This is a genomic window from Bacillus cereus group sp. MG1 (assembly GCF_040460035.1).
GTDB lineage: Bacteria > Bacillota > Bacilli > Bacillales > Bacillaceae_G > Bacillus_A > Bacillus_A cereus.
Map to the genome: position 1 here is coordinate 2,613,156 of NZ_JARVGY010000001.1, position 24,252 is coordinate 2,637,407.

A 24,252-nucleotide genomic window follows, 5' to 3' on the forward strand; every position below is an offset into this window, starting at 1 on the left:
CATGTAATTATATGAGGGGTGTTATTATGAATACTTATGTAAGGGAACCAGTTAATGCATTTACTCACTTAGGTGGAGCGATATTATCATTTATTGCGTTATTAGCTATGCTTGTGAAAGTTTCTATCAAGATGCCATCATTTGCTGCAATTACAGCTGTTATTTTGTTTGGTATTGGAATGATGGTCCTTTATACGGCGTCAGCTGTATATCATAGTGTTGTGGCAAATGAACGTGTTATATACTTCTTTAGGAAGCTAGATCATTCTATGATTTTTATATTAATTGCAGGTACATATGCACCCTTTTGCTTAATTACATTAAATTCAGCAAGTGGTTTGCTATTATTTTGTTTAGTCTATGCAACTGCGATTTGTGGCATTGTATTTAAGATGTTTTGGTTTAGTTGTCCAAGGTGGTTATCGACAGCAATTTATATTACGATGGGTTGGTTAATTGTTTTATTCTTTGCACCGTTAGCTGAGAATTTAAGTACAGGAGGCATTATTTTCTTAGTACTTGGGGGCATTTTTTATACAATTGGTGGATTTATTTATGGAACAAAGCCAAAATGGTTAGAGTTTAAATATATGGGGCATCATGAAATTTTTCATGTTTTTGTATTATTAGGTAGTCTTGCGCATTTTCTAAGTGTATATTGTTACGTAATTTAATAAAAAAACGTCACATAATTTTTATTATGTGGCATTTTTTTATTACCTGATTAGAATCGTATATGTTATAAAATTATTATGGGATAAAATGTAAGTTTCTGTGTTCGCATGTTAAACATAGGATAAGAAATATGTGATATACTTTGAGAAGTTTATAATGAATGAAATATGGAGGACTATAATTATGGCAATACTTGTAACAGGTGGAGCAGGATATATTGGTAGTCATACATGTGTAGAATTACTAAATAGCGGTTACGAAGTTATAGTAGTGGATAATCTTTCGAATAGCTCGGTAGAATCTATAAATCGAGTAAAAGAAATAACAGGAAAACAATTTAAGTTTTATAAAGAAGATGTTTTAAATCGCGAAGCGCTTGACGCAATTTTTGAAGAAAATTCAATTGAAGCAGTTATTCACTTTGCAGGATTTAAAGCTGTAGGGGAGTCAGTAGCGATTCCATTAACATATTATCATAACAACATTACAAGCACGTTAGTGCTATGTGAAGTAATGCAGAAACATAATGTAAAGAAGATAATCTTTAGTTCATCTGCAACTGTATATGGTATCCCGGAAACGTCACCGATTACGGAGGAGTTTCCATTAAGTGCAACAAATCCATATGGTCAAACGAAATTAATGATTGAGCAAATTATGCGTGATGTAGCATTTGCAGATGCAGAATGGAGTATCGCATTACTTCGCTATTTCAATCCATTTGGTGCACACGAAAGTGGGCGTATCGGAGAAGATCCAAATGGAATCCCAAATAACTTAATGCCATATGTAACGCAAGTAGCGGTAGGTAAGTTAAAAGAATTAAGCGTATTCGGAAATGACTATCCAACGAAAGATGGAACAGGAGTCCGTGATTACATCCATGTTGTGGACTTAGCAAATGGTCATGTAAAGGCGCTTGAGAAAGTACTGAGTACAACAGGAGTAGATGCTTATAACCTGGGCACAGGCATGGGCTATAGTGTACTAGAGATGGTTGAAGCGTTTGAAAAAGTTTCGGGCAAGAAAGTTCCTTATAAAATTACAGAGCGTCGCCCAGGTGATGTGGCAGTATGTTTTGCTGATGCATCGAAAGCAAAGCGTGAATTAGGCTGGGAGGCAACACGCGGATTAGAAGAAATGTGTGCTGACTCTTGGAAATGGCAATCAAATAATAAAAATGGCTATTTAGAAGTTTAATGATGAATATAAAAAATGACCTTTGCATAAAAGCAAGAGGTCATTTTTTATATTCATTTTCTACTAAGTTTATTAGCGAACCTAGAAAAGAACGTTCGCTGTTTTAAATGATATGATTTTACAATATCTTATGCTAGAAGGTAGTAGAATGAGATAGAGTAATGTATTATTTTATTAATTTTTTATGGGAATTGAAAGCGTATTATTGAAATGTATTCCAACACTTGTATCATTGCTAGAGTCCGTTTATAATCAAGGAATCCTAGTTCATGTTTTGATAGGAGTATTTATTATTGAAAGCGTTTTAAGTTCACTCCTTTTTTGAGGTAGGAGGTCTGACTTATTTAGGTGAAAAATTATGTATGTAGTTTTAAATGGGAAGAAAAATAATATAAGTATCATTTTATAGTGTGGGGAGGTTAAAAGTGTGAAAGGTAAAGATTTTCACACGAATATATATGGGTTATGTAGGATTATTACTTTCAGGGGCAGCTTTATTTTTAAATAGTCTTGTTATATTAGGGAAAGCAGAGATGAAAAGTGCGGGTGTTTTTAATTTATTTGTGGGTGCACTACAAATTATTATTCCGTTTTATTTGATTATGATTTCTGACCAAAGCAATTGGACAGTGTATTCATATGCGGCTACTTTCTTATTTGGATTAACTTATTTATATGTAGGTGTTACTTTTATAAAAGGAATGGATAGTAGTGGTCTAGGATGGTTTTGTATTTGGGTAGCAATTATAGCCTTATTCTATATGGTTGTTTCATTTGTTCAATTCCATGATGTTGTTAATGCGTTAACGTGGTTTATGTGGGCATTACTTTGGTATTTATTCTTTGTATTAAATACACAAAAGAAGAACATTAATCAATATCTTGGAAGGATTGCCTTCGTACAATCATGGGTAACATTGACTTTACCTTCACTCTTTTATTTTATGGGAGTGTGGGGAGAGGGATTCGTATATGAATTATGGGTTTATGTATCTGTAATTTCTATTTTATACTTCTGTTATTGTATTTATAAATATCGAGTACGTTAATATATTATCTGTATAAAGGCATGGAATCGTTAAACGAATTCCATGCTTTTTATATGTTAGCACTTATAATAGAGAGGTAGTATTTTACAATTTGCTAAAGTGGGGATGATGAAGTTGAAAAAAGTATTGGTGCTAGGGGGAACAAGATTTTTTGGTAAACATTTAGTAGAAGCACTTTTGCAAGAGGGGCACGATGTAACGATTGCGACGAGAGGAATTACGGAAGATTCTTTTGGCAGTAGAGTAAAAAGACTTATTGTAGATAGGGAAGATGAAAAACAACTAGCAGAGCGTCTAGGAGATAAAAGTTATGATATTGTATACGATAATTTATGCTATAGCTCGAATGCAGCGAAGGTAATATGTGAAGTGTTACGAGGGAAAACGAAGAAATATGTTATGACATCTTCAATGGCCGTCTATGAACCTGCCCTAAGCTTATCAGAAGAAGACTTTAATCCGTACGAGTATGCAATCGCGTATGGAGATAGGAATGACTTCAATTATGGTGAAGGAAAGAGATTAGCTGAAGCCGTTGTATTTCAACATGCAACATTCCCAGTCGTTGCAGTGCGTTTTCCAGTTGTTATTGGAGAAAATGATTATACGAAAAGGTTACAATTTTACGTTGAATGTATTGTGAACCAAAAACCTATCGTTGTGGATCATGTAGATGGAACTTTGTCATTTATACATGAAAAAGAGGCAGGAGAGTTTCTAGCTTGGTGCGGAATGGCAAATGTGAGAGGACCAATTAACGCCTGTAGTAACGGAGCAGTTTCTATGGAAGAAATTATTCATTTCATAGAAGAGAAGACAGGAATAAAAGCACTCATTCAGAAAGCTGGGGGAAATATAGCTCCTTATAATGAGGTAACTAACTGTACGTTACATAATGGAAAGGCTCGTGAATTCGGATTTTTGTTCCGAGAGCTGAAACTAGAAATAAAAAATATTTTAAAACATTATATAAATACAATGAAGTAATCATAAATCCCCCGGTGGCAATCCGGGGGATTCTGGAGGATTTCGACAATACTGATTTTACATTACCAAATTTACCTTATACGTACGACTAATGTTTTTGTGATTGAATTGCTTGTAAATACTTCTCGTTTACTTGGTCCCAGTTTACTGTATGCCACCAGTTGGTAACAAACTCTGGGCGCCTATTTTGATACTTTAAATAATAAGCATGTTCCCATACATCAATTACGAGTAAGGGGATTTTCCCTTCTTGCAAAGGCGTATCTTGATTTGGTGTACTCATAACAGAGAGTTCCTCACCGTCAAGAACAAGCCATCCATAGCCACTTCCAAAACGACTAATAGCTGCTTTGGAAAGTTGATCTTTTAAGTTGTCAAAGGTATTGAAATAATAATCAATTACTTTTGCAACGTCTCCATTAGGCTCACCGCCACCTCGTGGGCTCATCACTTCCCAAAAAAGACTATGACAATAGTGACCACCGCCGTTATTTCGTACAGCTGTAACAATTTCCTTCGGTAAAGCATCTAAATTACATAGCAATTCTTCTAAAGATTTATTATGTAATTCAGTATAATTTTCTAAAGTAGCATTTAAATTGTTTACGTATGTCGCATGGTGCTTTCCATGATGAATGGCAAGTGTATTGCTATCAATATGTGGCTCTAGTTCATCATAGTCATATGAAAGCTTTGGCAATTGAAATGAAGACATAACATTCCCTCCTTTCGACTTAAAAAGTTGGTCTAGGTAAAAATACTTTACCTGAGTCAAAAATACACCCATTTTCCATATAAGTCAATAGTAATTCCATTAATTTTCTGAAAAATATTACAATAAAAGTAACACTCTCACTTTCATTTGTGACTCCTATCCTTTTTGCTTATACTGTAAAGTAGCAGGGTTTTGTTGAAATAGAAGGAGATTGTTTATGAGTAAAACGAAACAATTAATAGAGGAAGCAAGTAATTTTATTACGATTTGTTATAAGGAGCTTCATAAAGAACAATTGATAGCAGAACGTATAAAAGAAATTCAAATTGAGATAGAGAAGACAGGGACATATGAGCATACATTTGAAGAACTTGTTCATGGTTCACGAATGGCATGGCGTAACAGTAATAGATGTATTGGAAGACTATTTTGGAGTAAGATGCACATATTAGATGCGCGCGAAGTAAATGATGAAGAGGGTGTATATAATGCATTAATTCATCATATTAAATATGCAACGAACGACGGAAAAGTTAAACCAACCATTACGATTTTTAAGCAATATCAAGGTGAAGAAAATAATATAAGAATTTATAATCACCAATTGATTCGATATGCAGGATATAAAACAGAAACGGGAGTGATTGGTGATTCTCATTCCGCTACATTTACGGACTTTTGTCAGGAGCTTGGTTGGCAAGGAGAGGGTACGAATTACGATGTATTGCCACTTGTGTTTTCTATAGATGGAAAAGCGCCTATATATAAAGAAATTCCGAGAGAAGAAGTAAAAGAAGTGCCAATTGAACACCCAGAATACCCTATTTCATCACTTGGAGTAAAATGGTATGGTGTTCCAATGATTTCAGATATGCGTTTAGAAATTGGCGGTATTTCTTATACAGCCGCTCCGTTCAATGGATGGTATATGGGAACAGAAATTGGGGCGCGCAACTTAGCAGATCATGATCGTTATAATTTACTTCCGGCTGTTGCGGAGATGATGGTGCGCCCATAAGGGCCTTGTAAACTCTGATTTAGTAAATCAGCGGGTGAAGTGAAACAAGATAACAACCCGACACCGGTAGCCTTATCCGTAATCGAAAGTGAGCGGGGAGTGTAGCATGGCTGCAACGGGATAAGTCACTCTAATGTCATGAGTGCGACTGAATTTCTAGGTGTACCGTGGTAAACAAGGTTGAATGCTAAACTGCGTGAAGGATAAATCAAGGGGTCTTATCGACGACCATATCGAAATAGACATTGAAACGATATGTCTCTAGTTCAGCTCATCTATTTTTTGTGGAGAGAGGTGTGTTTCACACTAGAGAACCAACTAAAGTACATTAGTAAAGATTGAAAGTCCCAACCGACATTACTACAAACTATTTACAAGGTACTAAATGGGGATTACCTAAGTGGAAGCGCCATTTATGGCTATAGAGGATGATTTCAAGGTAAAAACCAAGAAATGTGGCTCTTGAATATTCCATATGGTAACGGAGCCTTCGTAGTAGTCAGAGATAGGGAAAGCCTATCACACTAACGTATGACAAATTACGTTAGGTCATGGTTGTGAAATCAGGATGGCGAAGGAAGGTAGTCAATTAGTTCATGATGATAATAAACAGGAAGGAAGCGAGATGCTGATGAGAAATCCAGTTTATGTATTGAACACCTTGTCGAAGAATACTATTAAAGAAAACTATAAGTTCAAAAGATTATATAGAAATCTTTATAATCCAGAATTCTACTATAAAGGTTATCAAGAAATATATGCCAATCCAGGTAATATGACCAGAGGAACCATAAATAAAACTGTTGATGGCTTCTCAAAAAATAGAGTATCTAAAATCATCAACAACATTAAAAATGGTAACTATAAACCTACTCCTGTTAAGCGAGTATATATTGATAAAAAAGGGAGTAAGAAAAAACGTCCTCTTGGGGTACCGACATTTGACGATAAACTTGTCCAATTAGTAATAAAGTATATCTTAGAAGCAATTTATGAACCAAACTTCTCTGAGAACTCACATGGATTCAGGAAAAATAGGGGTTGTCATACAGCTTTGAAACAAATTAAAAAGAGTGGTAATGGAACTAAATGGTTTATTGAAGGTGATATTCAAGGTTTCTTTGACAATATCGACCACCATATCCTAATTAACCTACTAAGAAAACGTATCAATGACGAAACACTCATCGGATTAATATGGAAGTTCCTAAGAGCTGGGTACATGGAGGATTGGCAATTCCACAAAACATTCAGTGGAACACCACAAGGAGGGATTCTCAGTCCTCTTCTTGCCAACATATATCTAAACGAACTAGATATATACATGGAAAAATACGCTGAAAAGTTCGGAAAAGGTCAACCAAAAGACAGAGAAGTTGATAAAAGATATCAATACTTACACCTCAAAATAAAAAGAGGGCGTAAGAAAGCAGACTTACTAAGAGAACAAGGTAAACACAATGAAGCTCAGGAATTAATCGAGCAAGTCAACGAATGGGTTAAGGAAAGGGGACAACGTCCCTACTACAATCCAATGTCGGATAAATTTAAGTCACTAAAATATGTTAGATATGCTGATGACTTTATTGTAATGATAATCGGCAGTAAAGATGATGCCAAAGCCATTAAATCTGATATAGCTCAATTTCTCAATGAAGAATTAAAATTAACTTTATCAGAAGAAAAAACACTTATCACCCACTCTAGCAAGAAAGCAACATTTCTTGGGTACAACGTCAATATCACTAGAAACGAGTTATTTACCAAATACTCGGTGAAAGGTGCAAAAAGAAGACATCACAATCTAAAAGTAAGACTTGAAATCCCCCATGAAACATGGCGAAATAAATTACTTGCCCTGAATGTTTTAGAAATGAAGTATGTGAATGGGAAAGAAACTTGGAAACCAAAGCATAGACCGGAAATGGCACACCTAGATGATTTGGAAATACTACATAATTATGTATTACAGATCAGAGGGATGTACAACTACTACAAATATGCAGTTAATTCAACGGTACTCCAAAAATTCAGTTACGTTCTAGAATACAGCATGTATAAAACATTCGCCAATAAATATAAAAGCTCAATCGGAAAAATTAAGGGGAAATATTGCAAAAACGGTGTATTCATAGTCAATTACAAAGATAAAAAAGGCAAACAACACTCTCATTCTTTCTACAGGGAAGGATTTAGAACGGTTGATATAACTAAGATGAAAACACAAGAAAATAACATCGACAACTTGTTAGCCTCAAGAGTTCATATGTCAACAACTAGTCTTATGGATAGGTTGTCAGCCAACAAATGTGAACATTGTGGTAAAACCGATTCTAACTTAGTAATGCACCATGTCCGAAAAATGAAAGATGTTGAGAAAGGCAAAGCCAAATGGCAAAAATTAATGATTGCCCGTAGACGCAAAACATTAGCCGTATGTGAGGATTGCCATAATGAAATTCACTATGATATGAGAGTAGAACTTATAGCGAAAAACAGAAAAAAATAACTTTGACAAGCAATTGATGGAGAGCCGTATACTCTGAGAGGAGTACGTACGGTTCGGTGAGGGGTTTTGAGAAACCTATCATAGCAATATGACAAGGCGCTCGCTTCCTACTCTACGATTTAGATACATCGAGAAACGGTACCTTATGGAAAGATAAGGCGCTAATTGAGTTGAATATTGCCGTACTACACTCCTTTAAAAAACAAGGAGTTAGTATTGTTGATCACCATACTGCTGCACAACAATTTCAGCAATTTGAGAAGCAAGAAGCTGCTTGTGGTCGTGTTGTAACAGGTAATTGGGTATGGCTTATTCCACCATTATCTCCAGCTACCACCCACATTTATCATAAACCGTATCCGAATGAAATTTTGAAGCCAAATTTCTTTCATAAATGATATTTAGTGTAGTTTTTTTCTGTGAAATATAATTTTTTTAATTACTGTTATGTAGCAAATGGAAGCCTTTACTCTCGGTTATTTTTGGAAGAGGCTTTTTGAACCAAGGAGTTCCTTATGTTATAATCAAATTTCTGTTTCGAAGACCTTATAGAAATATAAGGTCTTTTGTTTTGCTTTTTTATGTAAGAGGAAGAGATTCTTTCTTTTTAATAAGGGATTTGGCATATTTTTAGGGACAACATAAGTATGTGGGAAGTCGATAAAATGTTATGCATATATAATTATTGTGTTTTGGTTTTAAACAATAAAACATAATAAAGTTGTTTTTTTAGATTGCTGAGGAAGGAGGAAGTGTAAATGAGGATGAAGAGTCGAAAAACTGATTGGCCTGTATTTATTATTAGTGGTGGTTCACTTTTATTATTTGTAATTGCAGTTTTTTTGAACAAGGATTATGTAGAGAGTGCGATTAATAAAAGTTTCGCTTTTTCAATTAAATATTTCGGTGCCTTCTGGCAAGTTTTATTATTAGGTACATTTATTGTTGCGATGTGTATGGCGTTCTCCAAATATGGGAGAGTTAAGCTTGGAGGATTAGAAAAACCTGAGATTAGTACGGCAAAATGGCTTGCTATTATTATGTCTACATTACTTGCCGGAGGTGGCGTTTTTTGGGCAGCAGCAGAGCCAATGTATCATTTGATGACGGTGCCACCAATACATGATGGTATATCTGCTGGAACGAAAGAAGCAGTTATGCCTGCTTTAGCACAAAGTTATATGCATTGGGGATTTTTAGCATGGACGATTTTAGGTACAATTAGTGCGGTAGTTATGATGTATGGACATTATCATAAAGATATGCCGCTAAAACCTCGAACGCTTTTATATCCTATTTTTGGGGAAAAATTAAGAAAGAGCCTGCTTGGAACGATAATTGATGCAGCTGCAATTATTGCAGTAGCTGCAGGTACAATTGGCCCAATTGGATTTTTAGGTTTACAAGCAAGTTATGGATTACAAGAATTATTTGGAATTTCTAATGTGTTTACTACTCAATTAGCAATTATTGTTTGTGTGGTGGCCGTGTCTACCATATCGGCAGTAACAGGTATTGATAAAGGGATTCAAATTATAAGTAATTTAAATGTTAGATTGGCAATTGTATTAATGGCATTCATATTACTATTTGGGCCAGGTGGATTTATTATTGATTCGTTTGTTTCTTCGTTTGGATTTTATGTAAATGAGTTTATACCGATGAGCACATACCGTGGTGATACAAGTTGGTTAGGATCTTGGACAATCTTTTTCTGGGGATGGTTTATTGGATACGGACCAATGATGGCAATTTTAGTGAGTCGAATTTCAAGAGGGAGAACGATTCGAGAAATCATCGTTGCAATTGGAATTATCGCACCTATTATTACAACGTTTTGGTTTACTATATTAGGTGGATCAGGCGTGTTTTATGAGTTGATGAATCCTGGGTCTATCTCGGACGCATTAAGTGAATCTGGTATGCCGGCAGCTATGATTGCAATTACAGGACAATTGCCACTTTCTAATATTATTGGACCAGCATTTCTTTTATTAACAATTTTATTTGTAGTGACAACAGGGGATTCAATGGCGTATTCCATTTCAATGGCAGTGACTGGAGACGGAGATCCTAGAATTAGTTTGCGAATTTTTTGGTCGCTTATTATGGGCGCAGTTGCAGCAATTCTTTTATATATGGGTGAAGGAAGTATTAATGCGCTACAATCGTTTATCGTGGTGACGGCAGTTCCGGTATCAATTTTGTTATTCCCAATGCTATGGTTAGCGCCTAAAGTTGCGGGAGAATTAGCATTAAAACAAGGTATTGTAAAAGAAGAAGATAAAACTGCATTCTTATTTCAGAAGGCTAGTAAATCAAAATAAATAAAAACGTAAAAGAGGAAGCATCTTAAATAAGATGCTTCCTCTTTTACGTTTAATCTAATACTTTTCCCTTTGTTTCTGGTACACATAGTAGCATTGTAATTAACCCGATTGGGTAGATGATAAAAATCAAGGACAATGCTCCAAGTAGGTTGCCACCTGTAGCGAGTAAGCCAATAATAACAGGCCCAAATCCAGCTAACCCACGTCCTGTACCGAAAATAAAGTTTTCAGCGGTAGAGCGAGCTTCAGCAGGATAGTTTTCAGCTAAAATTGCTCCAAATCCTCCCATCATTCCATTTGCAAAGAATCCAAGCAATGCACTTCCCCATAATAATAATGTTGAATCTGTGAATAAGAAGAAGTAAATGAGACAGTATGCTGTACCGCCAATATAATAGATTGCAAAAGTTTTACGGCGACCAATTTTATCAGCTAGAATACCAAAGATTGCAATTCCAATTAGCATACCGATGGTAGAAATGAACATCCAGCCACTTGCTTTTGCTAATGTATAGTTATATTTATTTGCTAAAATAGTGGGCATCCATGTGAAGATTCCGTAATATCCGAAGTTTTGGATAAACAACATAATAATAAGACCAATTGTTGTAATTGTTACTTTTTTATTGGCAAATAACTTTCGAAGTGGGAATTTTTTTATATGTTTTAGTTGTTCTGCTTCAGTAGTTGTTAATTTACCTGTAGCTTCTTTTTGCAACAGTTCCTTTTTGTAGCGTTGTTTTTGCTCCCATATTTTCGGTTCACTTAAACTTTTACGGACATAGACAGCTAGTAAAGCTGGAATTAATCCAAATAAGAAAACGGCTCTCCATCCAAAGTGTGGGACAATAAATGCTGGAAGGAGTGAAGCAATCAGTACACCAAATTGCCATCCAAGTGCAACAACAGATGTCGCTTTAGCGCGCATTTCTTTAGACCAGGTTTCTGTTACGATGGCCATTCCGATTCCGAATTCACCACCAACTCCCATTCCAACTAAAAAGCGCAGAATTAATAATTGCCAGTAGTCTGTTGCGAAATAAATGAGTGCGGTTGCTAGTGAAAACAGTAAGATTGTGAAGGCCATTGTACGAATACGGCCAAATAAATCAGCAATAAATCCAAATAAATAAGAACCAATTAACATTCCTATTGTGGTAGCTAAAGTTAAGTTTCCACCTTCAACAGGACTTAAGTGAAACTCTTTTAAAATATAGACAAGTACGAAAGATAATAGCAACATATCTAAACCTTCTGCTGCATATCCTAGCGCAGAACCAAATAATGTTTTATATCTTTTCGCTTTTGTCTCCTCTGTTGTTTGTTGTACATCAGTAGTGACGTTCATTATTACTCCTCCTTATTTTCTACAGTCGCTATGGAAGAATAACAAAAGGCCTTCTCACCTGATATGATGAGAAGGCCAAAAAAGCATACGTATCCCCAAAAAAGAACATACGTATATTGTATTCCGACTTCCTTCTCAACCTCACGGGGTTGGGTTAAAGGACTGTATTATATTACTTTATTTTTAGCACTCTTCTATTGTATTGTCAAATAAAGAGGAAGTTATTATGTGTAAAATATTTCAAAAAACATTTCGTTCTTCTTGACGCCGACTTCATTATTTTCCCATAATAAAACTAACTAAATAAAAAGGAATGAATCAAAGATGCTAAATTTAGTACTCATGATGATCGAACGAGTCGGACTTATAGTTATTTTAGGATTTTTACTCTCTCATATTAAAACTTTCAGACGCCTCCTTCATAAACAGGATGGCTATGTAGATAAGCTGAAGCTTATTTGTATTTTTTCGGTATTTACAATTGTAAGCAATTACACTGGGATTGAAATAGCAGGAAATACGATTATGAATGAAAACTGGTTACAAGGTGTTTCTTCGTCAAGTACAATTGCGAATACGCGTATTATGGGTGTCGGTATTAGCGGCTTACTTGGTGGCCCTATCGTAGGGGTTGGAGTAGGATTTATTGCTGGTATTCATCGTTATATGCTTGGTGGTACGACAGCGCTAAGCTGCGCAATCTCTTCTATTTTAGCTGGGATTATAACTGGTTATATTGGATATATTTTCAAAAAATATAATCGTACAATTACTCCTAAGTTTTCAGCAGTTTTAAGTGTTTTTATCGTATCTTTAGAAATGCTAATGATTTTATTAATTATAGAGGATGGAATTAGCGTTGTGAAAACAATAGCGATACCAATGATTCTTGTAAATAGTTTTGGAAGTTTTATTTTACTTTCTATGATACAAGCTATTTTGCGTCAGGAGGAGAATGCAAAGGCACTTCAGACCCATAAAGTATTACGTATTGCAGATAAAACGTTACCGTATTTCCGCCAAGGCTTAACAGAAGAATCATGTAAGCATGTGGCACAAATTATTCACCGTTTTACAGGAACAGATGCGGTATCCTTAACAGATACAGAGAAAATATTAGCTCATGTTGGATTAGCATCAGATCACCATATTCCTTCACATAGTTTAATAACCGGTTTGTCGAAAGAAGTGTTAAACACAGGGAAAATAATGAAAGCGAAATCACGTGAGGTTATTAATTGTCAACATGAAGGCTGCCCTTTGCAAGCGGCGATTGTAATTCCACTAACTTCGCATGGAAATACGATAGGGACATTAAAACTCTATTTCAAAAATCCTAACCAGTTAAGTCGTGTGGAAGAGGAATTAGCAGAAGGGTTAGCAAAAATATTCTCCACGCAGTTAGAGTTAGGAGAAGCTGAGTTGCAAAGTAAATTACTTCAAGATGCGGAGATAAAAGCATTACAAGCGCAAATTAACCCACACTTTTTATTTAATGCGATTAATACAGTATCAGCTCTATGCCGAACAGATGTAGAAAAAGCAAGGAAGTTATTATTACAGCTTAGCGTATATTTCCGTTGTAATTTGCAAGGGGCACGTCAGTTATTGATTCCACTAGAACAAGAATTAAACCATGTACAGGCATACTTATCACTAGAACAAGCAAGGTTCCCAAATAAGTATGAGGTAAAGATGTATATTGAAGATGAGCTAAAGACAACTTTAGTACCACCATTTGTTCTTCAACTATTGGTTGAAAATGCATTGCGACATGCTTTTCCGAAGAAGCAACCAGTATGCGAAGTGGAAGTGCATGTTTTTGAAAAAGAGGGTATGGTTCACTTTGAAGTAAAAGATAATGGACAGGGAATTGAGGAAGAACGTTTAGAACAATTAGGAAAGATGGTAGTTTCGTCAAAGAAAGGGACTGGAACAGCTTTATATAATATTAATGAACGTCTTATTGGGTTATTTGGGAAAGAAACGATGCTTCATATTGAAAGTGAATTAAATAAAGGGACGGAGATTACCTTTATTATTCCAAAAAAAGTAGGGGAGGAAGAGCCGGGTGTTAAAAGTATTAGTAGTTGACGATGAAATGTTAGCACGTGATGAACTAAAGTATTTATTAGAGAGAACGAAAGAAGTTGAGATAATTGGTGAGGCTGATTGTGTGGAAGACGCATTAGAAGAACTAATGCAAAGTAGACCAGATATTGTGTTTTTAGATATTCAATTATCCGATGATAACGGATTTGAAATCGCGAATATATTAAAGAAGATGAAAAATCCACCTGCAATTGTATTTGCTACTGCCTATGATCAATATGCGCTGCAAGCATTTGAAGTAGATGCGTTAGACTACATTTTAAAACCATTTGATGAAGAGCGTATTGTGCAGACATTAAAGAAGTATAAAAAACAAAAACAAGCGCAAATAGAAACGAAGCACGAAATAAAGGGGACAGATGTAACAGCAGAGATGCATAAATTAGCATTACCAATTGAAGAATCAATCGTACTTGTGAATATTGAAGATATTATATATGTAGGGCTTGTAGATGGGAAAGTAACAGTAAAAACAACGAGGGAAACGTATGTAACACATGATACACTTGTAATTTTAGAGAAGAAGTTACCACAAGCAAGCTTCATGCGCGTACACCGTAGCTTTATTGCGAATATTAATCATATTACTGAAATTCAGCCATGGTTTAATTCTACTTATAATTTAATCATGAAAGAAGGATCGAAAGTACCTGTTAGCCGTACATATGCAAAAGAACTCAAGAAGCTGCTTCGTATTTAAGAAGCAGCTTTTGTATTTCATCCTTTTATATTTGTAACTGATTCTGTATATTTGACGTTCTGTTATGTAAACGCTTACTTATACGTTTGTATCCTATACAATAAAGGTACCAAATCGAAAGAGGTGGCCAAAATGAGTACGAAAAAAGTATATAGTTTCTTATCACAAGCATTCATATTCTCAGCTATTATGTTAATTTCTAATATTATTGCAACACATTTACCAATTCCAATGCCTTCATCGGTAATCGGGTTAGTTATTTTATTTAGTCTATTATGTTTAAAAGTTATTAAATTGGAGCAAGTTGAATCACTCGGAACAGCTTTAACAGGTATTATTGGATTCTTATTCGTCCCATCAGGTATTTCAGTTATTAATTCTCTTGGTGTAATGGGGCAATACTTTGTACAAATTTTAACTGTAATTGTTGTAGCAACAGTTATTTTACTTGCTGTAACAGGGTTATTTGCACAATTTATTTTAGGAAAAGATGAAAAAGAAACAGAAGATACAAAAGAATTGAAAGTAGTAAATAAAGGACGCAAGCACGGAAAGGTTGCGTAACCATTGCATTTATATATTGTTAGGAGGTAATGAACATGGCAAGCACAATGACTCCATATTTCGGAATCGTCGTTTCATTAATCGCATACGGAATCGGAACATTATTATTCAAGCATTCAAAAGGGTTCTTCCTATTTACACCATTATTCGTAGCGATGGTATTAGGGATTGTCTTTCTAAAGGTAGGTAACTTTACTTTTGAAGAATATAATACTGGCGGAAAAATGATTAGTTTCTTCTTAGAGCCAGCAACAATTGCATTTGCTATCCCACTCTATAAACAAGTTGATAAGTTGAAAAAATATTGGTGGCAAATTTTATCAGCTATCGTGGTTGGATCTATTTGCTCAGTAATTGTCGTGTTCATTGTTGCAAAAGCAATCGGTTTAGATACAGCAGTAATGAATTCAATGCTACCACAAGCAGCAACAACAGCAATTGCGTTACCAATTTCAGAAAGTATTGGTGGTATTCCAGCAATTACATCGTTTGCAGTTATTTTCAACGCAGTTATCGTATACGCATTAGGAGCATTATTCTTAAAAACATTTAGAGTGAAACATCCGATTGCAAAAGGTTTAGCACTTGGAACAGCGGGTCATGCATTAGGAGTTGCGGTAGGAATTGAAATGGGTGAGGTAGAGGCAGCGATGGCAAGTATTGCTGTAACGGTAGTTGGAGTTGTAACAGTAGTTGTCATCCCAATGTTCATACCATTCATTGGATAGTAAAACTTACTTAAAAAATAAGAAAAGCAAGCTATTTGTAGGACAGATTTCTACTGATAGCTTGCTTTTTATGTTACAGTAGTGGTAAGACCTATTTAAAAAAATGTAAGTTTCCTTAAATCTTCATTAATACTATGTAGAATACGTTTTGAATTAGGTCATTGTATTGTAAAATAAGAAGTAAGCTACTATATACCTGTTAAGGTAGGCATATAATGAGTTTATAAAAATCTTAATATGAATAATAATTAAAAGTAGAAAAAAGAGAGAAATCTACTTATTAACGTTTTAGTTTATAGGACAGGAGAGAGTATTCGTCGATTATGCAAATAAAAAACCTGTTTCAAAGTAAAGGATTCCAGAGGTTACTCGTATTAGTAATACTTGCTCTCGTGTTATACGGGCTGCAAAGTATGTTGAATTTAATATTAATTACGTTTATTCTCACGTATTTAATGGATCGATTCCAAAAGTTTATTTCCCGCAAATTAGATCATTTCATGCCTATTAATCGAAAAATTATTATAGCGTTTCTATATGTAATGTTAATTGGTGGAATTGCCATTACGCTATTTAAATATTTACCAGTATTAACGATACAAATTTCACAATTGATTTACCAATTCAATGTATTTTTAAGAAACCCACCAGATAGTGAACTAATTAAGTATGCAGTTAATGCTGTCAATCATATGGAGCTTTCTAAATATGTAGGACAAGGCGTAGACATTTTGTATAAATCAATTACGAATGTTGGTAAATTTGGCCTTCAAGTTTTACTTTCTTTAATTTTGAGTTTGTTTTTCTTATTAGAAAAATCTCGTATTGTCGGTTTTACTGCAAAGTTTAAAGAAAGCAGGCTTGCAATTTTCTATACTGAAATTGAGTACTTCGGAAAGAAATTTGCACGTTCATTTGGAAAGGTAATCGAAGCGCAATTTTTAATTGCTGTTGTTAACTGTGTTCTTTCAGTTATCGCATTATGGATATTAGGATTTCCGCAATTATTAGGTTTAGCATTAATGATTTTCTTGCTTGGATTAATTCCAGTAGCCGGGGTTATCATTTCTTTATTCCCACTTTGTATGATTGCTTATAATATTGGCGGTATTATGTACGTTGTTTATATTTTGATTATCGTAACAGTGATTCATGCGCTTGAAAGTTACGTATTAAATCCGAAGTTTATGTCGCAAAAAACAAATTTACCGATTTTCTATACTTTTATGGTATTAATTTTCTCAGAGCACTTCTTAGGTGTATGGGGACTGATTATCGGTATTCCAATCTTCATTTTCTTACTAGATGTTTTAGACGTGACAAGTGATGAAATGGAGAAGGATGTTGGAAAAAATAAAGTGAAGTAGAGAAAAAGCATCGATGTTCGATGCTTTTTCTTTTATAACATTATGTTTCTTATGCCATACTGTAAGGAGAATATAGAATAGGGGTGAAGTAATGGCTGTAAATGAAAAGGTAGAATTGGCTACATTTGCTGGAGGGTGCTTCTGGTGTATGGTTTCGCCATTTGAAGAGATGGAAGGGATTATAAAGGTTGTTTCTGGCTATACAGGTGGTCATAAAGAGAATCCAACGTATAAAGAAGTATGTTCTGAAACGACGGGACATTATGAGGCAGTACAAATTACATTTGATGCAAATAAAATGCCGTATGAGGAGTTATTAAATATATATTGGAGACAAATTGATCCGACCGATATTGGGGGGCAATTCCACGACCGCGGGCAGTCTTATGAAACGGTGATTTTTTATCATAATGAAGAACAACATAAAAAAGCTGAGGCCTCAAAAGAAGGGCTTGAGCAGAGTGGACGCTTTTCAAAACCAATTGCGACAAAAATACTACCAGCAGCTACATTTTATCCAGCTGAAGAATATCACCAAGGATATCATAAGAAAAACACATTCCGCTATGAGTTATATCGTAAAGGCTCAGGACGAGATGCTTTTATTAAGCAACATTGGCCAAAGGATACTGCTCATTTAAAAGAAAAACTCAATGAGATGCAGTTTTATGTAACGCAGGAAAATGGTACAGAACCACCATTTCGAAATGAGTATTGGAACCATAAAGAGGAAGGTCTTTATGTAGACATCGTTTCAGGTGAGCCGCTATTTACTTCTCTAGACAAATTTGATAGTGGATGTGGATGACCTAGTTTTACAAAACCAGTTATGTCAGCAAGTGTGAAAGAAAAGATGGATGTGAGTCATAATATGACACGTACAGAAGTGAGGAGTAAAGAAGGAGACTCACATCTTGGGCACGTATTTCCAGACGGTCCAGGACCAAATGGCCTTCGTTACTGTATTAATTCCGCAGCTCTTCGATTTATTCCAAAAGAGGAATTAGAGAAAGAAGGCTATGGCGATTTCCTAATCTTGTTTGGAAATAAAAAATAACCTCGCAGTTAGCGAGGTTATTTTTTATTATTTTGTTTTTTTCTTTTTAAATTTGCTTAATATTTCATAAACGATTGGAACAATAAGAAGTGTTAATAACGTTGAACTTGTTAATCCACCAATTACCGTTACACCAAGCCCTTTAGAAATTAAGCCACTACCTTCAAATCCTAATGCAAGCGGGATAAGAGCACCGATTGTTGCAATTGCAGTCATTAAAATTGGACGAAGGCGTGTTGCACCAGCTTCTAATAAAGCTTCACGTGTTGATAGTCCTTCATTTTCTTTATGAATAACGCGGTCGATAAGCACGATTGCGTTTGTTACAACGATACCGATTAACATAAGCGCACCAATCATTGCAGATACACTTAATGTTTCACCAGAGATTAATAAGGCAACAAGAGCCCCAATAATTGTAAATGGTAGCGAGAATAAAATTGCGAATGGTGCAAGGGCACCACCAAATGTAACGACAAGAACGAAGTATACAATGGCAATCGCAGCTAACATCGCTAGGCCAAGTTGCTTAAATGATTCTTGAATATCTTTAGTAACACCGCCCATAGAAACATCTACACCAGAAGGAAGATCCATTTTATCTACTTCTTTTTGTACTGCAGCAGATGCTTTTGAAACGTCATCAGATGTTAATTTGGCACTAACCTCTGCATAAACACGTCCATCTCGGTGTGTTACTGTATTCGATGTTTCACCTTCTTTTACAGTCATAACATCTTTCACAGCTACTTCATTACCAAGTGGTGTTGTAATTTTGCGATTTGTTAAGTCATCGATTGTTTCATAATTTTGTTTTTCAGCTTCTACATATACATTGATATCTTTACCGTCTTTTTTAATTGTTGTCAGAACAGGGCGATCATGTTGATTAGAAAGTCCCATTCCAATTTGAGCAGCCGTTAAGCCCATTTTACTCAGCTTTTCTTGATCTGCGACTAAAGTGTACTCTGCATATGTTTTTGCAATACTAGAATCTATATCTTTTAAGTCTTTATTTTTCTTCATGATATTTTGAATATCTTTTACGACAGGCTTAATGTCTTCTGAGCTATCTCCGTAAACGTATAGTTTAATTTCGTTACTACCGCCACTTGCTCCGAAGTCTTGGTTTTTCCATTCGCCTTTGCCAGACATCTTCTGTAAATCTTTAACGACTTGTTCTTTCTCTTTTTCAAAGTTTTTCGTGTCGTTATCATATTGCACGAAGAACATTGCTTGGTTTGATTGACCAGGACTCATTGGATTCTCTCCACCTAATGAGAACTGAATTGTTTTGACGTTTTTATTATCTTGGAAGTGCTTCTCAGCTTTTGTTGCAATTTTTTCAACGTCTTCTAACGTTTGACCTGGTTCAGGATTATATGTTGCAATAATCATTTTTTCTTCTTCAGAAGGTAAGAAACTTACACCGATAACTGGTACAAGTGCAAGACTACCAACCAATAGAAGGACAGCGATACTTGATGTAATAATTTTGTGATTTAAAGCCCATGCAAGTATGCGTTTATACCCATTTGCTAATTTACTTGGTTTTTCTTCATGATGTACTTCTTTTTCCCTCATACTCTCTTTCTTAAATAAAGAGTGAGCTAGCATCGGTACGATTGTAACAGCTACTAGTAATGATGCTAATAAAGCGAAGACGATAGTTAAGGCGAATGGTAAGAACATTTCACCAATCATACCTTTTACTAGTCCAAGTGGTAAAAATACAGCAATTGTTACGATGGTAGAAGACATAATTGGGATAAACATTTCTTTCGTAGCTTCACGAATTAAATCTTTTCCGCGCAATTTCTCTTCTGATAACGACATACGTCGGTAAATATTTTCAATAACAACAATTGAGTCATCGACAACGCGGCCTATAGCAACGGTCATTGCTCCAAGTGTCATAATGTTAAGTGTAATATCCATTTGCTTTATGACTAAAACAGCAATTAATAAAGAAAGTGGTATTGAAACGACAGAGATTAACGTTGTTCGAATATTTCGCAGGAACAGCATAATAATAACGATCGCAAAGATAGCACCGAAAATTGCTTTGCTTAGCATTGTTTCAACTGATTTTTCAATAGGTGCACCTTGGTCGAATGTTGAAATAATCTCTAAATCTTTATATTTTTTCTCAAGATCTTTTACTTTATCTTTTACTGCATTTACAACATCAACTGTATTTGCATCAGAGGCCTTCACAATTTGAATTCCAATTGCTTCTTTTCCATTTGTTCGAGAAATGGATTCTGCTTTCCCAACTTCTTTAATGTCAGCAATTTCTTCTAATGTAACTGTTGGAATCCCGTTCATAGCAGCTGGATTCATTTGCGGCGTTTGTGCACCAGCGCCGGCATTTTGACTACCTTGACCGTTAGGTGAGGAAGGTATAGCTGGGATTTTAAGTTCTTTTAATGCTTTAATCGTTGTAATATTGCCATCTACAACAACTGATTTTTCCGTGTCTTTAAATGTATATAAGCCAAGTGGTAAAGATACATCCGATCCCTTAATCACATTTTTTACAGTATCTTCACTTAGTCCTAGTTCTTTCATTTTATCTTTCTTGAAGACAAGCTGTACTTCATCTACTTGTTGGCCAGCAATTTGGACAGATGCAACACCATCAAGTCCTTTTAATCCTGGTACAACATTCTTTTCTACATTTTCAGTTAAGGTAGCTAAAGATTCATTCTTGCTTGCTACGCTTAACGAAATAACAGGAAAAGCATTGAAGTTTACTCGTGAAACTTTAGGGTCTTTAACACCATCTGGGAGCTTCACATTCGTAAGAGCTTCTTTAATTTCTGTTTCTGCTTTTTCCATATTTTTATCAAAATCGTATTCTACTCGAATAGAAGATGCGTTTTGAAAAGATGATGAGCTCACAACGTTAACACCGCTTAAATTTTGTAGTTGTTCTTCCATCGGCTTTGAAACTTTATCAGCTACTTCTTCTGGTGTAGCACCAGGATAGACCGTAGTTACTGTCACAATCGGTGTTGTAATATCAGGGATTGTTTCCAGCTTCATATTGAGTCCAGAGTAGATCCCCGCAATAGTAACAATAATGGTTAGTAGCCAAACTGCGAACTTATTTTTTAACGAGAAATTGATGATTTTGTTCATGTTTGCGCTCCCTTTTTATTATATTGACCAACTGGTCAGTCTAATACATAATATAACTGACCGTTCGGTCAAACGTCAATAAAAAGAGATGGTATAATACATTTATAATCAGATGCGAGATTAAATTTAGGAGAGAAGATATGAAAGAAAAAGAGCGTTTAATTATAGAATCGGCCATGAAGTTATTTGCTACTAAGGGTGTAAATGCGACATCAGTGCAGGAAATTGTGACAGCTAGTGGTATATCTAAGGGAGCTTTTTACTTATATTTTAAATCAAAAGATGAGCTTTTATTAGCGACACTTCGATATTATTATGACAAAATCCAAAAGAAAATGCTGGATATTGAACAAGAGTCTTTATTACCACGTGAAAAATTTGCAAAACAATTACACTGTCAGTTTAATGATATACAAAAACATAAAGAATTTATTATTATGCATGCAAGGGAAAATGCAATTCCGTTTAATAAAGAAGTGGAAGAATTTATGATGCGGATGAAGTTAGAGTCTCATGCATTTTATCGGAATAGTTTATTGTCCATTTATGGTGAAAAGATTATGCCATATTTATTGGATTTAGTAATTATAGTAGAAGGCATATGCCGTGGTTATTTAGAATTAATTATTTTACAAGCACCAGAAATTGATTTATCGTATGTCGCTGCTTTTATTTTAAAAAGAGTAGATCATTTAGTAAATGGTTTGGTAGAATCTTCAGAAGAACCTATTTTACATGAAGAAAAGCTTGGAGAATTCCTTTGTAAATCAGAGCTCATTAAGGAACAAGTTAAAGAGCATTTTTTAAAAGAAATTATTGTATTTAAGCGTAATTTAGCGGATCAATTAGAGGATGATGAGTTGTTAGTAACGTTAGATGTTTTAGAGGCGGAAATGCGATTGCTTAATCCAAGAATTCCGGTAATTAGAGGTATGTTAGCAAATTTAGAGGCGTATCCGGAATTAAAAGAATTTCGATTACGCCTTATAGGATACTACAATATAAAAAATTCTTAATAGAAACAAGTAAAAAACTCCTTGTGTACACAAGGAGTTTTTTCTTAAAGACTATTTACTATTTTGAGACCATTCTTCAACATCCCAAACTTTTGTGATCCAATCTTCATAGAAGTCCGGTTCGTGACATACAAGGAGGATTGTTCCTTTATATGCTTTCATAGCCTTCTTAAGTTCCGCTTTTGCTGTAACATCAAGATGGTTTGTCGGCTCATCAAATAGTAGCCAGTTACTTTCCTCACCCATTAGCTTACATAAACGAACTTTTGCTTGTTCTCCACCACTTAATTGACTTAATGGGCGAGAAATATGTTCATTTTTTAATCCGCATTTTGCTAACATCGCACGAATTTGATGCTGGTCTAAACCAGGGAATGTATTCCATACATCATCAATTGGTGTTATATTATCAGCTTTAACTTCCTGTTCAAAGTATGCAGGCTCTAAGAAGTCACCAAGGCTTGTTTTACCGCTTAAAGGTTTAATTTTACCTAAGATTGTTTTTAGTAACGTTGATTTACCAACACCGTTACATCCAACAATAGCAATTTTTTCACCACGTTCAATCGTCATTGATAGCTTTGGTAGTAGCGGATGTGTATATCCGATTTCTACATTTTCACCTTCAAAGACGAAGCGACTACTTGCGCGACTTTCTTTAAATGAGAATTCCGGTTTAATTGCTGTTTCCGGACGATCAATAAGCTCCATGCGATCAAGTTGTTTTTGACGACTCTTTGCACGACCTGTTGTTGAATAACGAGCCTTGTTCTTTGCAATGAAGTCTTCTTGCTTTTTGATAAACTCACGCTGCTTTTCATAAGCGTTTATATGTTGATTTTTATTGATTTCTGCTAGTTCTAGGAATTTTTCATATGTCGCTGTATAGCGTGTCATTTTTGTGAATTCTAGATGGAAAATAACATCAACACATTTGTTCATAAATTCCGTATCATGAGAAATTAATAAGAATGCATGTGGGTATTCTTTTAAATAATTTGTTAACCAATGAATATGTTCAACGTCTAAATAGTTAGTAGGTTCATCAAGCAATAATACTTCTGGCTGTTCAAGTAATAGCTTTGCAAGCAATACCTTTGTACGTTGTCCACCACTTAGTGCTGAAACATCACGATCTAAACCAATAGCATCAATTCCAAGACCACGTGCAGCCTCTTCAATTTTCATATCTAGTAAATAGAAACCACCTGCTTCAAGTGCATCTTGTATTTCTGCCATTTGTTCAAGAAGTTCTTCTAGTTCTTCTGGTGTAGCAGTTCCCATTTTTTCTGTAACTTCATTTAAAGCTTTTTCCTTTTCGAATAACGGTAAAAATGCATCCGCTAGTACGTCACGGATCGTACGTCCAGGCGTTAAAACAGTATGCTGATCTAAGTAGCCGTAATGTGTGCCCGGTGTCCATTCTACACGACCTTGGTCATGAATAAGCTGACCAGTAATGATATTCATGAATGTTGATTTACCAACACCGTTTGCACCAACTAATCCAACGTGCTCACCTGCTAATAATCGCATAGATACATCTTTAAATAATGTACGATCACCAAATGTATGTCCTAATTTTTCAACTGTTAATAAGCTCATAGTATCCTCCGTCCAACTTGAAATAGTACCTTGAATCATGATACTAAATTCTTTCATATAATGCCATCATTTCAAAATGTATATTTTTTCAAAAGAAGTGTTTGTAAATGTTAGTATATAAAAAAGTT

16 protein-coding genes and 3 pseudogenes are annotated in these 24,252 nt (G+C 35.1%); 15 read left to right on the forward strand and 4 right to left on the reverse strand.

All coding sequences use genetic code 11. From position 1 onward, the window contains the following. Positions 1 to 26: 26 nt before the first annotated feature. The 4 genes from trhA to QCI79_RS13670 all read left to right on the forward strand — a co-directional run bounded on the left by trhA (position 27) and on the right by QCI79_RS13670 (position 3,911). Entirely contained in the window at positions 27 to 674 is a 648-nt protein-coding gene (gene trhA / locus QCI79_RS13655) for a PAQR family membrane homeostasis protein TrhA (RefSeq protein ID WP_001099730.1), read from the forward strand. A gap of 184 nt (positions 675 to 858) precedes the next feature. Further along, positions 859 to 1,875 (forward strand): UDP-glucose 4-epimerase GalE, encoded by a 1,017-nt coding sequence (gene galE, locus QCI79_RS13660; protein ID WP_000996548.1) that lies wholly within the window; start codon positions 859 to 861, stop codon positions 1,873 to 1,875. Between the two features lie 458 nt (positions 1,876 to 2,333). Then, entirely contained in the window at positions 2,334 to 2,924 is a 591-nt protein-coding gene (locus tag QCI79_RS13665) for an AmiS/UreI family transporter (RefSeq protein ID WP_000542569.1), read from the forward strand. Between the two features lie 105 nt (positions 2,925 to 3,029). After that, complete coding sequence (locus QCI79_RS13670; RefSeq protein ID WP_015382520.1) at positions 3,030 to 3,911, forward strand: NAD-dependent epimerase/dehydratase family protein; 882 nt, start codon at positions 3,030 to 3,032, stop codon at positions 3,909 to 3,911. Between the two features lie 88 nt (positions 3,912 to 3,999). On the opposite strand, the gene sodA is transcribed toward QCI79_RS13670, so the two are convergent. Continuing rightward, a complete protein-coding gene (sodA, locus tag QCI79_RS13675) occupies positions 4,000 to 4,626 on the reverse strand; it encodes a superoxide dismutase [Mn] (protein WP_000094035.1) in 627 nt (208 codons plus the stop codon). Between the two features lie 217 nt (positions 4,627 to 4,843). Here sodA and QCI79_RS13680 point away from each other — a divergent pair. The 4 genes and pseudogenes from QCI79_RS13680 to QCI79_RS13695 all read left to right on the forward strand — a co-directional run. Continuing rightward, positions 4,844 to 5,632: pseudogene (locus QCI79_RS13680) on the forward strand (nitric oxide synthase oxygenase); the annotation flags it as partial. A 643-nt stretch (positions 5,633 to 6,275) separates the two neighbouring features. Continuing rightward, a complete protein-coding gene (locus tag QCI79_RS13685; RefSeq protein WP_031310562.1) occupies positions 6,276 to 8,153 on the forward strand; it encodes a reverse transcriptase domain-containing protein in 1,878 nt (625 codons plus the stop codon). 110 nt (positions 8,154 to 8,263) lie between these two features. Next, positions 8,264 to 8,551, forward strand: a pseudogene (locus tag QCI79_RS13690) (nitric oxide synthase oxygenase); the annotation flags it as partial. Between the two features lie 360 nt (positions 8,552 to 8,911). Further along, positions 8,912 to 10,480, forward strand: a complete 1,569-nt coding sequence (locus tag QCI79_RS13695; RefSeq protein ID WP_001242443.1) for a BCCT family transporter — start codon at positions 8,912 to 8,914, stop codon at positions 10,478 to 10,480. Between the two features lie 52 nt (positions 10,481 to 10,532). Here the strand turns inward: QCI79_RS13695 and QCI79_RS13700 are convergent, their stop codons facing one another. Beyond that, positions 10,533 to 11,831: an MFS transporter gene (locus QCI79_RS13700; protein WP_021727850.1), complete on the reverse strand. Its 1,299-nt coding sequence runs from the start codon at positions 11,829 to 11,831 to the stop codon at positions 10,533 to 10,535. 324 nt (positions 11,832 to 12,155) lie between these two features. Here QCI79_RS13700 and lytS point away from each other — a divergent pair, with 324 nt between their 5' ends. The 6 genes and pseudogenes from lytS (at position 12,156) to msrB (ending at position 18,359) form a co-directional block, all read left to right on the forward strand. Continuing rightward, positions 12,156 to 13,925, forward strand: a complete 1,770-nt coding sequence (gene lytS / locus QCI79_RS13705; RefSeq protein ID WP_000933590.1) for a two-component system sensor histidine kinase LytS — start codon at positions 12,156 to 12,158, stop codon at positions 13,923 to 13,925. Beyond that, positions 13,903 to 14,643 carry a LytR/AlgR family response regulator transcription factor gene (locus QCI79_RS13710; RefSeq protein ID WP_000921841.1) on the forward strand — a complete coding sequence of 247 codons (741 nt, stop codon included), beginning with the start codon at positions 13,903 to 13,905 and terminating at the stop codon, positions 14,641 to 14,643. The genes lytS and QCI79_RS13710 overlap by 23 nt, the downstream gene beginning before the upstream one ends. A gap of 132 nt (positions 14,644 to 14,775) precedes the next feature. Then, the gene (gene lrgA / locus QCI79_RS13715) at positions 14,776 to 15,207 is read left to right on the forward strand and encodes an antiholin-like murein hydrolase modulator LrgA (protein ID WP_000104901.1); all 432 of its coding nucleotides are present in this window, start codon (positions 14,776 to 14,778) and stop codon (positions 15,205 to 15,207) included. Positions 15,208 to 15,242: 35 nt separating this feature from the next. Then, on the forward strand, positions 15,243 to 15,935 hold the full coding sequence (gene lrgB / locus QCI79_RS13720) for an antiholin-like protein LrgB (RefSeq protein WP_000168868.1): 693 nt from the start codon (positions 15,243 to 15,245) through the stop codon (positions 15,933 to 15,935). 323 nt (positions 15,936 to 16,258) lie between these two features. Then, positions 16,259 to 17,302 (forward strand): AI-2E family transporter, encoded by a 1,044-nt coding sequence (locus QCI79_RS13725; protein ID WP_001166008.1) that lies wholly within the window; start codon positions 16,259 to 16,261, stop codon positions 17,300 to 17,302. A gap of 91 nt (positions 17,303 to 17,393) precedes the next feature. Next, positions 17,394 to 18,359, forward strand: a pseudogene (gene msrB, locus QCI79_RS13730) (peptide-methionine (R)-S-oxide reductase MsrB). A 27-nt stretch (positions 18,360 to 18,386) separates the two neighbouring features. On the opposite strand, the gene QCI79_RS13735 reads toward msrB, so the two are convergent. Next, positions 18,387 to 21,503, reverse strand: coding sequence for an efflux RND transporter permease subunit (locus tag QCI79_RS13735; RefSeq protein ID WP_001033505.1), 3,117 nt, complete (start codon positions 21,501 to 21,503; stop codon positions 18,387 to 18,389). Positions 21,504 to 21,643: 140 nt separating this feature from the next. Between QCI79_RS13735 and QCI79_RS13740 the strand changes: the two genes are divergently transcribed. Next, positions 21,644 to 22,519 carry a TetR/AcrR family transcriptional regulator gene (locus QCI79_RS13740; RefSeq protein WP_000659640.1) on the forward strand — a complete coding sequence of 292 codons (876 nt, stop codon included), beginning with the start codon at positions 21,644 to 21,646 and terminating at the stop codon, positions 22,517 to 22,519. Between the two features lie 51 nt (positions 22,520 to 22,570). Here the strand turns inward: QCI79_RS13740 and QCI79_RS13745 are convergent, their stop codons facing one another. After that, complete coding sequence (locus QCI79_RS13745; protein WP_000055410.1) at positions 22,571 to 24,124, reverse strand: ABC-F family ATP-binding cassette domain-containing protein; 1,554 nt, start codon at positions 24,122 to 24,124, stop codon at positions 22,571 to 22,573. Between the last annotated feature and the right edge of the window lie 128 nt (positions 24,125 to 24,252).

Coding starts and splice junctions, on each gene's coding strand:
- QCI79_RS13670 (WP_015382520.1), top strand. CDS start 3,030: ATGATGAAGTTGAAAAAAGTATTGGTGCTAGGGGGAACAAGATTTTTT.
- QCI79_RS13745 (WP_000055410.1), bottom strand. CDS start 24,124: ATGAGCTTATTAACAGTTGAAAAATTAGGACATACATTTGGTGATCGT.
- sodA (WP_000094035.1), bottom strand. CDS start 4,626: ATGTCTTCATTTCAATTGCCAAAGCTTTCATATGACTATGATGAACTA.
- QCI79_RS13740 (WP_000659640.1), top strand. CDS start 21,644: ATGAAAGAAAAAGAGCGTTTAATTATAGAATCGGCCATGAAGTTATTT.
- QCI79_RS13700 (WP_021727850.1), bottom strand. CDS start 11,831: ATGAACGTCACTACTGATGTACAACAAACAACAGAGGAGACAAAAGCG.
- QCI79_RS13725 (WP_001166008.1), top strand. CDS start 16,259: ATGCAAATAAAAAACCTGTTTCAAAGTAAAGGATTCCAGAGGTTACTC.
- galE (WP_000996548.1), top strand. CDS start 859: ATGGCAATACTTGTAACAGGTGGAGCAGGATATATTGGTAGTCATACA.
- lytS (WP_000933590.1), top strand. CDS start 12,156: ATGCTAAATTTAGTACTCATGATGATCGAACGAGTCGGACTTATAGTT.
- QCI79_RS13665 (WP_000542569.1), top strand. CDS start 2,334: ATGGGTTATGTAGGATTATTACTTTCAGGGGCAGCTTTATTTTTAAAT.
- QCI79_RS13685 (WP_031310562.1), top strand. CDS start 6,276: ATGAGAAATCCAGTTTATGTATTGAACACCTTGTCGAAGAATACTATT.
- QCI79_RS13695 (WP_001242443.1), top strand. CDS start 8,912: ATGAGGATGAAGAGTCGAAAAACTGATTGGCCTGTATTTATTATTAGT.
- lrgA (WP_000104901.1), top strand. CDS start 14,776: ATGAGTACGAAAAAAGTATATAGTTTCTTATCACAAGCATTCATATTC.
- lrgB (WP_000168868.1), top strand. CDS start 15,243: ATGGCAAGCACAATGACTCCATATTTCGGAATCGTCGTTTCATTAATC.
- trhA (WP_001099730.1), top strand. CDS start 27: ATGAATACTTATGTAAGGGAACCAGTTAATGCATTTACTCACTTAGGT.
- QCI79_RS13735 (WP_001033505.1), bottom strand. CDS start 21,503: ATGAACAAAATCATCAATTTCTCGTTAAAAAATAAGTTCGCAGTTTGG.